This window comes from Pseudomonas yamanorum (genome assembly GCF_900105735.1).
Classification (GTDB): Bacteria; Pseudomonadota; Gammaproteobacteria; order Pseudomonadales; family Pseudomonadaceae; genus Aquipseudomonas; species Aquipseudomonas yamanorum.
In genome coordinates, this window is record NZ_LT629793.1 from 1402986 (window position 1) to 1417873 (window position 14888).

Consider the following 14888-nt stretch of genomic DNA (forward strand, 5'->3'; position numbering starts at 1 on the left):
GAAATTTGGATGGGATTTACAAAAATCAAGGTCGCGTATCATATCCAATTTACATAAAACTGTACCAGCGCCGTCGCAAGATCGGTCCGCGAGCCTTGTTCCAGAGCCCATTTCTCGGCATTCGCGGTCACTTCCGGCCAGTGTTCCAGAAGCATTTTCCAGCTATTTGCCATATCGCCATCAGCGTTCCAGGCCTGCCAAAGGCTGACCAACGCCGTTTTCGCGGCCGGTGACAAGCCTTCGGTATACAGCTCGAGAAAGGCGTCCAGCTTGTCCAGGTGAATGTCTTCGTCCTGGCGATAGATATGCCACAAGAGCGGCCGCCCGGCCCATTGCGCCCGCACAAACGAGTCTTCGCCGCGCACGGCGTTGAAGTCGCAGCACCACAACAGGCGGTCGTATTGCTCCTGGCGCACGAACGGCAGCACTTGCACGGTCAACCCGTCGCGCCGGTGCACGTCGCCTGTTTTCAATGACTCGACACCCAGCCAACGCTGCACGTCACCGAGGATCCGCCCTTCCGGCACCAGCAGATGAGTGGCGCGCCCATCGGCGGCCAGCACGTCGAGCCAACTGGCCAGCCCGGTGTTTTCATAGGCGAACAACGACATCAGTCGCGCGCCGGCGGCCGGGAAAACCCCAAGGGCCTGCAGAAACTGCTGCCGGGCGGCGGCGTCTCGCTGGAAGGCATCGCGCTGCTCCAGCAGCCCCGCCTCACGCAGTAAACCTCCGGTGCCGGGACGGAATCCGGGAAAGAAGAAGTACTTTTGCACGCCTTTGAATTTCACCGACGGTAAACCGTGGCAACCCACGACCCAATCCTCGGCGCTCAGGTAATCCAGGTTCATCCACAGCGGCGTGCGTTCGCGCGTAGCCATCGCTTCCATATAGTCAGGCGGCAATTGGCAGGCGAACGCGGCGATCACCACGTCTGCCGCGTCGGTCGCCGGCCAGTCGGAGGGCCAGTAGCGCACGTCAACGCCCTCTTGCCACTGCTGGTGCACCTGCACATCAATCTCGGGGCACATGCGTTCGAACGCCCGCAGGTCATCGACCCACAGGCGCACCCCACAACCGTGTTCCGCCACCAATTGCCGGGCCAGGCGCCAGGTCACGCCGATGTCGCCGTAGTTGTCGACGACGCTGCAAAAAATATCCCAGCGGGCTTTCATTCCGGGCTCCAACGCTCAAAGGCTCGATTGTCCGTATAAATGCCTCGATTGCGAAGGGTTGATCGCGATTATTCTGCGCGCGGCTGTGGGACAATCGGCGCCATGCCGCACGTGCCTGCCAGGAGGCCACCATGTCTGTTCGTTCGTTCTCGCTGTTCAAACTCAGTATCGCCGTGGCCTTCGGCCTGTGGCTGGGGTTTATCGCCATTGTGCTGAGCCTGTGGCTGGCGTCCCGCTACCTGCCTGAGCAAACCGTAGCGCCGGTGGCCCGAGTGGTGCAGCAACTGGGCAAGCCGGAGGTGGTTGCACCGGAGCCGCCTAACCGGATGTTCGAGCAGTACCAGGAGAACCTGCGCAAGCAGGAGCAACAGCAGACCCTGGACCAGGCCCGCAACAACCCGCGCAACCTGTCCAACCCCAAATGCCAGTTCTGGCTGCAACAGGACCAGAACGCCCCCAACGACAAGAGCCGGGCCAACGTCCTGCAATTTTGCGATTGATCACGAAAGCCACCCATGAATAAGCACGCCGTTCACCAACTGGTCCTGGATAAGCTCGCGGTCGATCTTGATATCGCCCAGCGCGCGGCACAAACCGCGTACGAAACCGCGACTCATGAAGAAAACATCGCCGAGAACAAGTACGACACCCTGGGGCTGGAAGCGTCCTACCTGGCCGCCGGCCAGGCCCGGCGCGTCGAGGAGATCAAGCAGGCGCTGACGCTCTGCCAGAACATGCAACTGCGTGCCTACGATGACCAGCGCGGGATCGAAGTGGGCGCATTGCTGGGGCTGGTGGATGAAAACGATCGCCAGCAGTGGCTATTCCTGGCGCCGGACGGCGCAGGCTTGAAGGTCGATGTGGTGGGACAACCGGTGACCGTCATCACCCCACGCTCGCCCCTGGGCAAAAGCCTGGTGGGCAAGTTCGAAGGGGATGAGGTGGAGATTCTGGTGGGGGGCGCTCGGCAACAGTTTGCTGTTACCGAGGTCAAGTAAGCCGATCAGTGAACCGGCAGTTCAACGCCGTCGAACAGCTCTTCCAGTTCCTGCTTGTTGTGGCACTGGATGGCCTTGGCCATCACTTCGCGCGTCAGGTGCGGCGCGAATTTCTCGATGAAGTCGCACATGAAACCCCGCAGGAAGGTGCCGCGGCGGAAACCGATCTTGGTCACGCTGGACTCGAACAGTTCGCTGGCATCGAGCACCACCAGGTCGCTGTCGAGCTTGGTGTCGACCGCCATCTTGGCGACGATACCGACACCCAGGCCCAGGCGTACATAAGTCTTGATGACGTCGGCGTCGGCTGCGGTGAACACCACTTTCGGCGTCAGGCCACGATGGCTGAAGGCTTCGTCGAGTTTCGAACGGCCGGTGAAACCGAACACGTAAGTCACGATCGGGTATTCAGCCAGGGCTTCCAGGGTCAGCTTCGGCAGCTTGGCCAATGGGTGACCTTGAGGCACTACCACACAGCGGTTCCAGCGGTAGCACGGCATCATCACCAGGTCGCCGAACAATTCCAGCGCTTCGGTGGCAATCGCGAAATCGACGGTGCCGTCGGCGGCCATCTCGGCGATCTGCATCGGCGAACCCTGGTGCATGTGCAAGGCCACGTCCGGGTACTGCTTGATAAAGCTGCTGATCACCGGCGGCAGCGCATAACGTGCCTGGGTGTGGGTGGTGGCGATCGACAGGGTGCCTTTCTTCTCGTTGGAGAATTCCTGGGCGATCTGCTTGATGCTTTCGACCTTGCGCAGGATCTCGCCGGCGGTGGTGATGATGCGCTCACCGGCCGGGGTGACGCGGGTCAGGTGCTTGCCGCTGCGTGCGAACACTTCAACGCCCAACTCATCTTCGAGCAGGCGGATCTGCTTGCTGATACCGGGTTGCGAGGTGTAAAGGCTTTGAGCAGTAGCGGAAACGTTGAGGTCGTGGTGCGCCACTTCCCAGATGTAGCGCAGTTGTTGAAGCTTCATATGTGTCCCTCAAAGCGGATAGACGCCACGGGTATCAGCGACGGTATATAACTATATTAAAGGTTAGACTGATAAATCTAGAACTTTTTATCGTTTTCTACCAATCACACGTCATCACTGCGGCGGCGCTGTAAAAGTGGCACCAGGTACACCGGCACCTGAGACAGCTGCAGCACCCGAGCAGCGGTTCTTCCCAGGGGCGTCGCCACACCGACCGCCTGGCTGTGACTACCTACGATCAGCAAATCCACAGAGAGTTTCTGCGACTGGTCGAGAATCACTTCACAGGGGTCGCCCTGGATCACCCGCACCGAACGGATCAACTTGAGGTCCTGCTCCCCTTCCCCCAGTTCCTCGCGAAAACTGTCGAGCACCCGCTGCTCGATGGTCGCCATCACTGTCGTCAGGCCCTGGCTTTGCCATTCACTCAAGGCCTTCTCATCAAGGTAGCTCTGTAACACGGATTCGGCGAACAGCCCGATGGGCTCGACCACGTGAATCACATACAGATCGGCCTTGAACGTTCGCGCCAGCGCCAGGGCATGTTGCATCACATAAGGTGCATATAGACCGAGGTCAGTGGCGTACAGCATCGAACGAATCATAGAACCTCCTGGGTAGCCAGGATGGCGGGGATTGATTCAGCTTAGCAGCGCCTTTGGCAGTGCTCAGCCCTCGGTCTGAATTTTCAACTCGTTACTGATGCCGTGGGGGACGTGCCCGGTGGCCACGAACTCCCGGGCCTTCTCGCAATGCCCTTCCTGGTCATCGAAAAACACATCGGCGGCAAAAGCCTCGAGGAACGCCGACTTCTCCAGGCCACCGAGAAACAGCGACTCGTCGAGACGGATATCCCATTCCCGCAGCGTGCGAATCACCCGCTCGTGGGACGGCGCCGAACGCGCAGTGACCAGTGCAGTACGGATCGGGCAGGACTCGTCCGGGAACTCACGTTGCAACAAGTTGAGCGCCGCCAGGAAGCCCTTGAACGGTCCGCCGCGCAATGGCTCGCGGGCCGACTCCCGCTCGCTGGCCTGGAAGGCTTCAAGACCTCCCGACTGATAGACGCGCTCGGACTCATCAGAAAACAGCACCGCGTCGCCGTCAAAGGCAATCCGCAACTCGGCGCTGGAGGCCCGACGTGCGCCGCCCGAGAGGATGGTCGCTGCGGCAAACCCGGCATCCAGGGCGCTGCGCACATCCTCGGCATGGGTGGACAGAAACAGGTGGCAACCAAACGCCGCCAGATAAGGATAAGGACTGCGCCCGCCGACAAACGCGGCGCGGGAGATGTCCAAGCCGTAATGCTGGATCGAATTGAACACGCGCAGGCCGGTGTCTGCACTGTTGCGCGACACCAGCACCACCTCGACCCGGGCACGGCCGAGGCTGGCGTTGAGGCTCAGGAGTTTCTTCACCAGCGGGAAGGCGTCGCCGGGCTCGAGGATTTCATCCTCGTGGTCGATCTGGTACTTGCGATAGGTCTCGACCCCTTGGGCCAGGTAGGCCTTGTGGCTTTCGCTCAGGTCGAACAGCGCCCGCGAGGAAATCGCCAGCACCAGTTTGTCGCCCAATCCCTTTGCCATGGTGTTCCCCCCAATCAGCGGTTATGCCGATCCATAAAACTCAAGGCCTGGTACAGCGCCTGCATTCTTGGCAATTCACAACCCGCCGCCTTCGCCGCCGCCAAGGGGCGTGCGTAAATCGCCGCCAGTTCCAGCGGGCGCTTGTGCACGTAATCGTGATACATGCTGGGCAGGTAGTCATCCATGCTTTCAGTCATGGTGAACATCTGCCCGGCGTAACTGGCGGGGATTTCATGCCCGCAGGCGTGGGCGCCCTGCGCCACTTCGGCCATCAGCGCCTGGATCAGTTCACGGCTGGATTCATCCGCCATCATCGCCGTGGTGCCAGTGCCGAACACGACGGACAGACCGTTGTAAGGCACGTTCCACACCAGTTTATGCCAGCGCGCCTGATGCACATTGGCCATGGCCTGGGAGTCGATGCCGGCCTGGTGAAACAGTGCGGCACCTGCTTCGACAATGGCCTGCCGATGAGTGTCATCGTTGGCCGCGGGACCACTGTGGTAACCCAGGTTGACCCGGCCCAGCGCCTGATGCTCGACAATCCCGGGACCGGAACGGTGCACGCCGATGTAGCACAGGCCACCCAGCAAGTGCAGCGACGGCGGCAAGTGTTCCCGCAGGCTGTCTTCGACATCGAGGCCGTTTTGCAGCAGCACGACCTTGGCGTCCGGGGCGGCAATCTGGGCGATGGTTGGGGCCAGTTCGACATTACCCGTGGACTTGGTGCCCACCAGCAGCCAGTCGCACGGCGGCATGTCGGCGGCGCGGGCATAGGCCTGCACCGGGTGCAGGCGCACGATTCCGTGGAGGGTGCTGTTGAGCTGCAGGCCGCGCTCGCTGACCGCCGCGTACTCGCTGCGCAGCAGGAAATGCACATCGAAACCGGCACGCGCGAGCATCACACCGTAGAAGCCACCAATGGCCCCGGTGCCGATAATCCCGATCCGGGGCGACTGTGTTTTTGCAACTTCGGTCATGGCAATTCCTCTGGTAGTCGTTTGAGCGCCTGCTGCACACCCTGCTTCAGGTCGCCGGCGGTCAGACGCGTCAGTGACGCTAATATTCCATGGAATTTCCCGTCGCACACCACAAACAACGCGGGCAAATGAAAGATCTCGTAGCGCTCTACCGCGCCGCCATTGTGGCCAGCATCCACCCAACAGACCCGGTCCACCGGCAAGTCCCAACCGGGCAGTTGCTGGTGCAGGAAGCGGCAGCGCGAGCAACCGTCACCGGTGAACACCACCAGCGAGGTGCCGGGAAGCCCCAATAATTGCTGGTCGATATCCAGATCGGTAAGGTGCAGTTCTTTCACTATACTGCTGCCACCGCCGTCAACTGGACGGTGCTCGGAGTCCGTGTGCATGGGTCGTTTCTTTCCTCACCCTGATGATGTCGCTGTCGAATTAACCCAACGTCCCATTTCCGGCATTTCCCGCCAACGGCTGCACACTATCGGCCTGGGCGGCGTCGCATGCAATTACCCACGCGCCTGGCGCCAAGGCATGGCCATCGAGATGCATATCCCTGCACTGGGCCAGACAGCCCGCTATCCGGGCTACGTAGCGTGGTGCCGCAAAGCTGAAAACGGTTACCGCGTCGGTATTACCTTTACCGATGAACAGGCCTTGTTCGGTGCGCGGATGGGTGAGCAAGTGTGCCAGATCGAACGCTACTGCCGCCTCCACGAAGGCTCCGGGCCGACACCCTGGCAAAGCGAAGCCCTGGCCCGGGAATGGGTCACGCGCCATGCCGGCGAGTTCTCCCATGAGGCTTTTGTGCAGCCAGCGCTGGATTAAAGCGGCCTTTGCCCATTGTCTCGCAGCCTTGTAACGCGCTAAGGTTCGGCTCCCCGCTGCACTTAAATCATGCTGTGCTCCGCCGCACGGGGATCGCTGGCGGCCGGCACCCGTGACCCTGACGAGTAACACGATGGCTGATTTACCGATCAACGACCTTAACGTCGAATCCAACGAGACCCTGATCACACCCGATCAGCTCAAGCGCGAAATCCCCCTGAGCGACGCTGCCCTGCAGACCGTCACCAAGGGCCGCGAAGTCATCCGTGAGATTCTCGACGGCACCGACCACCGCCTGTTCGTGGTCATCGGGCCGTGCTCGATCCATGACCTCAAGGCTGCCCACGAATACGCCGAGCGCCTGAAGGTGCTGGCGGCAGAAGTGTCCGACACCTTGTACCTGGTGATGCGCGTCTATTTCGAGAAGCCGCGTACCACCGTCGGCTGGAAAGGCTTGATCAACGACCCGTACCTGGACGACTCCTTCAAGATCCAGGATGGCCTGCACATCGGTCGTCAACTGCTGCTGGACCTCGCGGAAATGGGCCTGCCGACGGCAACCGAAGCCCTGGACCCGATTTCCCCGCAGTACCTGCAAGACCTGATCAGCTGGTCGGCGATTGGTGCACGTACCACCGAATCCCAGACTCACCGGGAAATGGCTTCCGGCCTGTCTTCGGCCGTGGGTTTCAAGAACGGTACCGACGGCGGCCTGACGGTGGCGATCAACGCCCTGCAGTCGGTGTCCAGCCCGCACCGTTTCCTGGGTATCAACCAGGAAGGTGGCGTGTCCATCGTCACCACCAAGGGCAACGCCTACGGTCACGTGGTACTGCGCGGCGGCAACGGCAAGCCCAACTATGATTCGGTCAGCGTGGCCCTGTGCGAACAGGCGCTGAACAAGGCGAAGATCAAGCCGAACATCATGGTCGATTGCAGCCACGCCAACTCCAACAAGGACCCGGCTCTGCAACCGCTGGTGATGGAGAACGTGGCCAACCAGATTCTGGAAGGCAACCAGTCGATCATCGGCCTGATGGTCGAAAGCCACCTGAACTGGGGCTGCCAGGCGATTCCAAAGGATCTGGCCGACCTGCAATACGGCGTGTCGATCACCGATGCCTGCATCGACTGGGCTGCCACCGAGACCACCTTGCGCAGCATGCATGCCAAGCTCAAGGACGTGTTGCCCAAGCGCCAACGCGGCTGAGCAAACACTGCGGACACAAAAACGCCGGGCTAAACCCGGCGTTTTTTTTGATCGTTCCCCGCTCTGCGTGGGAATGCATCCTGGGATGCGCTGCGTCCCGCCCTACTCAATGCTCACAGCTTTGCGGCATGGCGCTGGTGGCGCTCCATGTAACGCTCCACGTAGGAGCAGGACGGGATCACCGTATAACCTGCCTCTTCGGCGAACTTCAACGCTTCTTCGGTGAGCGCGGCAGCAATGCCACGGCCTCGCAATGCGTTGGGCACGAAGGTGCGATAGATATCCAGGGTCTGCTTCCCAAGGTCCATATAGGTCAGATAGGCACGATGACCGTCCACATTGGTCTCGAACTGATGACCAGCCTGGTCATGGTGGATGGACAACGCCTCGCTCATCACTACTCCTCGCGGGTCTTGGTTTCTGACCCCTACCTTACCGATGTTTTTCCGGCGAAGGAACATCTACGCCACCCGGTGCCGGTTTCGACAACGAGAAAAGCCGCCAGTGCCTTGCACTAGCGCTCACAACCAGCACAGGGAAATAGTAGGCGCCAATCGCACAATTGCTCAAGACGCGCTCGTCTTCCGTTGCGCTGGCGGACATAGAAAGGGCCAATCGAGATTCCTTACGTCGATGGCCTGAACATTGCCGGCAGTTGAAGCTTGAGACGAACACGCGCTCTTAAAGTCACCTCAACATGCACAAAAGATACCGAAGACCGAAAAGACAATCTGAACAATAGTGTCAGGGACGATATATAAAATGACTTATGTTTACATGGCTTAACACATGCCAGCCGGCCCTTTCAGGCTGGATCCAATCCTCGGCCGAGTGCAAAAATCTGGATATTTTTTATACAGACTCTCAAAAGATTAGCCAAAATAGATTGGGCGCGAGAATTTTTTTTGCTTCTTGCGCTACGTCAGTTTACTTACTACAAGTAATGGGTAGTATGTACGCCGGCTATTAGCTCACTCTGAGAAAGTAGCCATTTAATAGAAAGTCCTTGAAGGGGAACACGATGAACAACGTTCTGAAATTCTCTGCTCTGGCTCTGGCCGCAGTTCTGGCTACCGGTTGCAGCAGCGTCTCCAAAGAAACCGAAGCTCGTCTGACTGCAACTGAAGACGCAGCAGCTCGCTCCCAGGCTCGTGCAGACGAAGCCTATCGTAAAGCTGATGAAGCTCTGGCTGCTGCTCAAAAAGCACAACAGACTGCTGACGAAGCTAACGAGCGCGCTCTGCGCATGCTTGAAAAAGCAAGCCGCAAGTAATAATCCTTCGGGGTTGTTATCAAGCCGGTCCATTCTTGGATCGGCTTTTTTTTGCCCGCAATTTGGCTGGATTCCAGACAATAAAAAACCCGTCACCGCGCGAGGCGATAACGGGTTATGGATCGTGCAGGCTTATTGCTGCAGATCGACCGGCGTACTCGACACCATAGGCGCCCCACCGGGCACGCCGATTTCCGTCGGGATACCGTCTTCAGCCGCAACGACGTCACGCACCTGGTCCCAGTTGACCCGCAGGTTGCTGGACAGGTCTTCACGCTTGAGCAACGCGTTGATCACCGCAGTGTGCTTGTCGACGACCGATGGAGTGCCATCATCGTTCAACGGCGTATGCGCTTCCAGGTAGACCTTGCCACCGGCTGCGCCAAACTTGTAGGCATCGTTGATAATCCGCACAGACGTCCCTACCGGCACCATGTCGGCCATTTCCAGCACGTTGTTGTTGAACATGCGGAAGCATCCGTGACTGGTACGGGTACCGATGCCGAACTTCATGTTGGAGCCGTGGATCAGGTAGCCGGGCGTGCCCAGAGTGAACTTGAACGGCCCCAACGGGTTGTCCGGGCCGGCCGGCACCACGTTGGGCAACGGGTCGCCATTGGCGGCGTGTTCGGCCTTGATCGAGGCAGGCGGGGTCCAGGTGGGGTTCGGGATCTTGCCCGTGATGGTGGTGTGAGCCACTGGCGAACCCCAGCCTTCACGGCCAATCCCCAACGGGAACGTGTACACCACGTTCTGGCCCTTGGGGTAGTAATAGAGCCGGTATTCCGCCAGGTTGATCACGATGCCTTCACGGGGGCCGGGCGGCAGGATGAAGCGCGTCGGCAACACGATCTCGGTACCCGCTCCCGGCAACCAGGCATCGACGCCCGGGTTGGCCGCGACCATTTCCGAATAACCCAGGTCGTAGGTAGTGCCCAGGTCAGCGAAGGTATCTTCGTACTTGGCCTTGATCACCTGGACCTGGCCAACGATATCTTCACCCGGTGGCGGCAAAGGCAACTGCAAGGCTGCAGCAGGACCAGCCGCGCAGAGCGCAGCAAGAGACAGGCAGCAGGTGACGGCGGAAAGGCGCGACAACATCCGGGAATTCCTTCGCAGATCGACGGGTAGTAAAAAATGGATTGTACACGGCTGCCCGGCGGGCACCCATATTCAAAGTTCGAAGCGCAGCTCTGGCCAGATCGGCGGTGTGCCGCGTTTTTGCGACTCGAGGATCGCCCGGCACAGGGGGCACAAACGCTGGTCCTGGAAGATCGAGCGATCCACCGACGACCAACGCGGCTGGGCGGGCAATAACGTACCGCAGAGGGTGCGGTCGATGGACCCACCCAACTCCAATTGACGCGTCACCAGATGCACCCGGACTTCCTGGCAGGCGAACAGATCCAGCTGTTCGTCAGGCTCGATCAGTTGGTAGGCAAACAGGGACCAGGCAGGACGCGACATCGGGGGCTCCAAATCGGGGGGGCGCCACCTTAGCCGAAAGACCGCTGCTAGAAAAGCGTCATAGCAGTGGTTTTAGCGTTGGCCAGACATTTTCCAGCAACTTGCCCTGCGCGCCAACCGCCGGGTGCAATTGGTCAGCCTGCATCAACTCGGGATGGCCGCCGACGCCTTCAAGGAAAAAGGGTACCAGCGGGACGCTTTTTTCCTTGGCCAGATCCCCGTAAACCTGCGCAAACGCAGTGGTGTATTTCGGGCCGTAGTTAGGCGGCAACTGCATGCCCAACAGCAGCACCTTGGCACCGCTGGCCTTGGACTGGTCGATCATCGATGCAAGATTTTGTTTCAATTGCGCGGGTGGCTGCCCACGCAGACCGTCATTGCCGCCCAGCTCAATGATCACCAGGTCCGGCTTATGCTCTGCAAGCGCCGCCGGCAGCCGCGCCAGGCCTCCGGCACTGGTGTCGCCGCTGATGGAGGCGTTGACCACTTTATCGTCGAAACCTTCGCTCTTGAGCCGTTGTCCCAACAACGCTACCCACCCTTTGCTGGTATCCAGCCCGAAACCGGCACTGATACTATCCCCAACGATCAGGACTGTACCCGCCGCTGCGTTCTGGGCCATGCACATCAAGGCCAGGCCAGCACTCAAAAACCACATTCGCATTGGATTCTCCATGGGCGCAAGCATTCTCACCGCGCGAACCCTTAGCAAAGTGGTTCCCAGCGCGGAAGGTGAACTGACTATCCTGCACGAACTGAGCCTGGAACTGAACAAGGGCGATAGCCTGGCTATCGTCGGCGCCTCCGGTTCCGGCAAATCCACCCTCCTCGGCCTGCTGGCCGGCCTCGACCTGCCGAGCAGTGGCGAAGTCACCCTCGCCGGCCAAGCCCTGAGTACTCTCGACGAAGACCAGCGCGCGCGCATCCGCGCCGAGCACGTGGGATTTGTGTTCCAGTCCTTCCAGTTGCTCGACAGCCTCAATGCCCTGGAAAACGTGATGCTGCCGTTGGAACTGGATGGCCGCAAGGACGCCCGCGAACGGGCCAGGCACCTGCTGGAGCGCGTCGGCCTGGGCCAGCGCCTCACCCATTCACCGCGCCAACTCTCGGGTGGCGAGCAGCAACGGGTAGCGATTGCCCGGGCGTTTGCCGCCGAACCGGACGTGCTGTTTGCCGATGAACCCACCGGCAACCTCGACAGCCACACTGGCGAGCGCATCAGCGACCTGTTGTTCGAACTCAACAAAGAGAGCGGCACGACCCTGGTGCTGGTGACCCATGACGAGCGCCTGGCCCACCGTTGCCGCCGCCTGATCCGTCTTGAAGCCGGCCTGATGGTCGCGCCCCTGGAGCCTTGATGGCACGCTTGCCCTTGTTGCGCCTGTTCAGCCTTGCCCTTCGCCAGCTGCTGCGCGATGCCCGCGCCGGCGAACTGCGTGTGCTGTTCTTCGCCCTGCTGGTGGCCGTCGCCGCCAGCACCGCCATCGGTTACTTCGGTGCACGCCTGAATGGCGCCATGATGCTGCGCGCTACGGAATTCCTCGCGGCCGACCTGGTGCTGGAAGGCAGCTCACCCGCCCGTACCGAGCAAATCCAGAGTGGCACCGAACTGGGATTGCAGCACGCCAGGGTCGTGGAGTTCTCCAGCGTTATTGCCACCGACAATGGCATCCAGCTGTCCAGCATCAAGGCGGTCAACGACGAGTATCCGTTGCGCGGCGAACTGAAGAGCGCCGCCGAGCCCTTCGGCAAGGAAACCACCGGCGGTTCGCCCAAGCCCGGCGAAGCCTGGGTGGAAGCACGGTTGCTGACAGCGCTGGGCCTGAAAATCGGCGACAGCATCGACGTCGGCATGAAGACCCTGCGCCTGGCCCGCGTACTGACCTACGAGCCGGACCGTGCCGGCAACTTCTATAGCCTGACACCCAGGGTGATGATCAACCTGGCCGATCTCGAGGCCACCGGCGTGGTGCAGCCCGGCAGCCGCGTCAGTTATCGCGACCTCTGGCGCGCGCCCCAAGGCGGCACCGTACTGCAAACCTATCGCGACCTGATCAAGCCCGGCCTGGCTGCCAACCAGCGGCTGCAGGATGCGCGCGACGGCAACCAGCAGATCGGCGGCGCCCTGGGCAAGGCCGAACGTTACTTGAACATGGCCAGCCTGGTGGCAGTGCTGCTCTCCGGCGTGGCAGTGGCACTCTCGGCGAACCGCTTCGCCAGTCGACGCTTTGATGCCAGTGCCTTATTGCGCTGTCTCGGACTGTCCCGGCGCGAGACCATGTTGCTGTTCAGCCTGCAATTGACCGTGCTGGGGCTGCTGGCCAGCCTGACCGGCGCCCTGCTCGGCTGGCTGGCGCAATTGGGCCTGTTTGCGCTGTTGCATGACCTGCTGCCGGCGGACGTTCCACCTGGTGGGCTGTTGCCAGCGATTGCCGGGATTGGTACAGGGCTGGTCGCCCTCGCCGGTTTCGCCCTGCCGCCATTGGCCGCACTGGGGCGCGTGCCACCGCTGCGGGTACTGCGACGCGACCTGCTGCCGATCCCTTCCAGCACCTGGATGGTCTACGGTGCCGCGCTGTTCGCCCTGGGCCTGATCATGTGGCGCTTGAGCCTCGACCTGGTGCTGACCTTCGCCCTGCTGGGTGGCGGCGTGATTGCTGCACTGGTTCTCGGCGGTCTGCTCCTGCTCCTGTTGCAAAGCCTGCGGCACCTGCTGGCCCGGGCCTCCCTGCCCTGGCGCCTGGGGTTGGGCCAGTTGCTGCGTCATCCCTTGGCGGCAGCGGGCCAGTCCCTGGCATTCGGGCTGATCCTGTTGTCCATGGGCTTGATCGCGCTGCTGCGTGGCGAATTGCTGGACACCTGGCAAAACCAGTTGCCCAAGGACGCTCCCAATTATTTCGCGCTGAACATCCTGCCCGCCGACAAAGACACCTTCGGCGCACGCCTGCTGGAATTGCAGGCACAGTCTGCACCGCTGTATCCGGTAGTGCCGGGCCGATTGATCAGCATCAATGGCGCCCCGGTGCAGGAGATCGTCAGCAAGGATTCCAGCGGCGATCGTGCGGTACAGCGCGACTTGAGCCTGACCTGGGCCGCCGACCTGCCGCCAGGCAACAAGCTGACGGCGGGTTCCTGGTGGACGGCGCAACCCACCGACGAGATTCCCGGCGTCTCGGTGGAGGCCAAGGTCGCTGACAGCCTGAAACTCAAGCTCAACGATCACCTGATCTTCACCGTCGGCGGGGAAAACCGTGAAGCGCGGGTTACCAGCCTGCGGGAGATCAACTGGGACAACTTCCAGCCGAACTTCTTCATGATCTTCCAGCCAGGCACCTTGAAGGACCTGCCCGCCACCTACCTGACCAGCTTCTACCTGGCGCCCGGCCATGACCAGCAGATCGTCGACCTGTCCCGGGCCTTCCCGGCGGTGACCATCCTGCAAGTGGAGGCACTGCTTGAACAGCTGCGCAGCATCCTGGCCCAGGTCACCCTGGCGGTTGAGTACGTGCTGTTGTTTGTCCTGGCTGCGGGGATGGCTGTGTTGTTCTCCGGGCTCCAGGCAACCCTCGATGAGCGAATTCGCCAAGGTGCCCTGCTGCGGGCGCTGGGAGCAGAGCGCAAGTTGCTGGTCAAGGCGCGGCGTATCGAGTTCGGGCTGTTGGGCGCGGTCAGCGGCCTGTTGGCGGCGTTGGGTACGGAACTGGTGACACTGGTGCTGTATCGCTACGCGTTCGACCTGACCTGGCACCCGCATCCGTGGCTGTTGCTGCTGCCGGTGATCGGTGCCGTGCTGATCGGCGGAGCCGGTGTGTTCGGCACTCGCCGCGCACTGAACGCCAGCCCGCTGACGGTGCTGCGCGAGGGCTGAAAACGCAAATGGCCCGCCCTCAGCAAAGAGGGCGGGCCATCCGTTGTCACTTCACATATTCGATGGCGGTGATCCACCAGCACACTTCGCCGCTTGGAGTCTGCACGAGCGCCTCGTCATCCACCTCTTTGCGCAACAACGCACGCGCCATGGGTGAGTCGATAGAGATGTAGTCCATGCGTTCATAGATCTCATCGTAACCGACGATGCGAAACCGCTTGGTTTCACCCTGCTCGTTCTCAATCTCCACCCAAGCGCCGAAAAACACCTTGCCTTCCTGCTCCGGCATGTACTCCACCACGCGCATGTCTTCAAGGCGCTTACGCAAATAGCGCACCCGGCGATCAATTTCCCGCAGCAGCTTCTTGTTGTACTGGTAGTCAGCGTTTTCGCTCCGGTCCCCCAGGGAGGCGGCCCACGTGACTTTACGGGTGGTGTCAGGACGCTTTTCTCGCCACAGGTAATCAAGCTCCTTTTTCAGGGCTTCATGACCTTCTTTGGTAATCAGCTTGGTGCTCAAAAGCTCTACATC

Annotated in this window: 18 protein-coding genes; 7 read left to right on the plus strand and 11 right to left on the minus strand. The window is 60.9% G+C overall.

Annotated features, from left to right (window positions below):
• Window positions 1-38 precede the first annotated feature (38 nt).
• Entirely contained in the window at window positions 39-1172 is a 1134-nt protein-coding gene (earP, locus tag BLU46_RS06885) for an elongation factor P maturation arginine rhamnosyltransferase EarP (protein WP_093200096.1), read from the minus strand.
• A 131-nt stretch (window positions 1173-1303) separates the two neighbouring features.
• Here earP and BLU46_RS06890 point away from each other — a divergent pair, with 131 nt between their 5' ends.
• Together BLU46_RS06890 and BLU46_RS06895 are read left to right on the plus strand one after the other, a co-directional pair.
• The gene (locus BLU46_RS06890) at window positions 1304-1672 is read left to right on the plus strand and encodes a hypothetical protein (protein ID WP_093200097.1); all 369 of its coding nucleotides are present in this window, start codon (window positions 1304-1306) and stop codon (window positions 1670-1672) included.
• Window positions 1673-1687: 15 nt separating this feature from the next.
• Window positions 1688-2170: a GreA/GreB family elongation factor gene (locus tag BLU46_RS06895; protein WP_093200101.1), complete on the plus strand. Its 483-nt coding sequence runs from the start codon at window positions 1688-1690 to the stop codon at window positions 2168-2170.
• 5 nt (window positions 2171-2175) lie between these two features.
• On the opposite strand, the gene cysB is transcribed toward BLU46_RS06895, so the two are convergent.
• From cysB to BLU46_RS06920, 5 genes are all read right to left on the minus strand, one after another.
• Window positions 2176-3150, minus strand: a complete 975-nt coding sequence (cysB, locus tag BLU46_RS06900; protein ID WP_010176165.1) for an HTH-type transcriptional regulator CysB — start codon at window positions 3148-3150, stop codon at window positions 2176-2178.
• A 104-nt stretch (window positions 3151-3254) separates the two neighbouring features.
• On the minus strand, window positions 3255-3755 hold the full coding sequence (locus BLU46_RS06905) for a universal stress protein (RefSeq protein ID WP_017477371.1): 501 nt from the start codon (window positions 3753-3755) through the stop codon (window positions 3255-3257).
• A gap of 63 nt (window positions 3756-3818) precedes the next feature.
• Entirely contained in the window at window positions 3819-4736 is a 918-nt protein-coding gene (locus BLU46_RS06910) for a 5'-nucleotidase (protein ID WP_093200125.1), read from the minus strand.
• A gap of 14 nt (window positions 4737-4750) precedes the next feature.
• Window positions 4751-5716: a putative 2-dehydropantoate 2-reductase gene (locus BLU46_RS06915; protein ID WP_093200128.1), complete on the minus strand. Its 966-nt coding sequence runs from the start codon at window positions 5714-5716 to the stop codon at window positions 4751-4753.
• Window positions 5713-6105 carry a YbbN family protein gene (locus BLU46_RS06920; RefSeq protein ID WP_063032094.1) on the minus strand — a complete coding sequence of 131 codons (393 nt, stop codon included), beginning with the start codon at window positions 6103-6105 and terminating at the stop codon, window positions 5713-5715. The genes BLU46_RS06915 and BLU46_RS06920 overlap by 4 nt, the downstream gene beginning before the upstream one ends.
• On the opposite strand from BLU46_RS06920, the gene BLU46_RS06925 reads away from it, so the two are divergent.
• Window positions 6104-6538, plus strand: coding sequence for a PilZ domain-containing protein (locus tag BLU46_RS06925; RefSeq protein ID WP_093200137.1), 435 nt, complete (start codon window positions 6104-6106; stop codon window positions 6536-6538). The genes BLU46_RS06920 and BLU46_RS06925 overlap by 2 nt on opposite strands.
• Before the next feature lie 133 nt (window positions 6539-6671).
• Window positions 6672-7748 (plus strand): 3-deoxy-7-phosphoheptulonate synthase, encoded by a 1077-nt coding sequence (locus BLU46_RS06930; protein ID WP_017477367.1) that lies wholly within the window; start codon window positions 6672-6674, stop codon window positions 7746-7748.
• Between the two features lie 113 nt (window positions 7749-7861).
• Here the strand turns inward: BLU46_RS06930 and BLU46_RS06935 are convergent, their stop codons facing one another.
• On the minus strand, window positions 7862-8143 hold the full coding sequence (locus BLU46_RS06935) for a GNAT family N-acetyltransferase (RefSeq protein ID WP_003189869.1): 282 nt from the start codon (window positions 8141-8143) through the stop codon (window positions 7862-7864).
• A 626-nt stretch (window positions 8144-8769) separates the two neighbouring features.
• Here BLU46_RS06935 and oprI point away from each other — a divergent pair.
• Window positions 8770-9021 carry an outer membrane lipoprotei OprI gene (gene oprI, locus BLU46_RS06940; protein ID WP_003172710.1) on the plus strand — a complete coding sequence of 84 codons (252 nt, stop codon included), beginning with the start codon at window positions 8770-8772 and terminating at the stop codon, window positions 9019-9021.
• Window positions 9022-9153: 132 nt separating this feature from the next.
• Here the strand turns inward: oprI and BLU46_RS06945 are convergent, their stop codons facing one another.
• The 3 genes from BLU46_RS06945 to BLU46_RS06955 form a co-directional block, all read right to left on the minus strand.
• Complete coding sequence (locus BLU46_RS06945) at window positions 9154-10122, minus strand: L,D-transpeptidase family protein (RefSeq protein ID WP_017477366.1); 969 nt, start codon at window positions 10120-10122, stop codon at window positions 9154-9156.
• Window positions 10123-10194: 72 nt separating this feature from the next.
• The gene (locus BLU46_RS06950; protein WP_003218723.1) at window positions 10195-10488 is read right to left on the minus strand and encodes a hypothetical protein; all 294 of its coding nucleotides are present in this window, start codon (window positions 10486-10488) and stop codon (window positions 10195-10197) included.
• A gap of 58 nt (window positions 10489-10546) precedes the next feature.
• On the minus strand, window positions 10547-11152 hold the full coding sequence (locus BLU46_RS06955) for an arylesterase (protein ID WP_063032098.1): 606 nt from the start codon (window positions 11150-11152) through the stop codon (window positions 10547-10549).
• Between the two features lie 10 nt (window positions 11153-11162).
• Between BLU46_RS06955 and BLU46_RS06960 the strand changes: the two genes are divergently transcribed.
• A complete protein-coding gene (locus BLU46_RS06960) occupies window positions 11163-11846 on the plus strand; it encodes an ABC transporter ATP-binding protein (RefSeq protein ID WP_093200145.1) in 684 nt (227 codons plus the stop codon).
• Window positions 11846-14356, plus strand: coding sequence for an ABC transporter permease (locus BLU46_RS06965; RefSeq protein WP_093200149.1), 2511 nt, complete (start codon window positions 11846-11848; stop codon window positions 14354-14356). The genes BLU46_RS06960 and BLU46_RS06965 overlap by 1 nt, the downstream gene beginning before the upstream one ends.
• A gap of 46 nt (window positions 14357-14402) precedes the next feature.
• Here the strand turns inward: BLU46_RS06965 and greB are convergent, their stop codons facing one another.
• A complete protein-coding gene (greB, locus tag BLU46_RS06970) occupies window positions 14403-14876 on the minus strand; it encodes a transcription elongation factor GreB (protein WP_008437752.1) in 474 nt (157 codons plus the stop codon).
• Window positions 14877-14888: the final 12 nt, after the last annotated feature.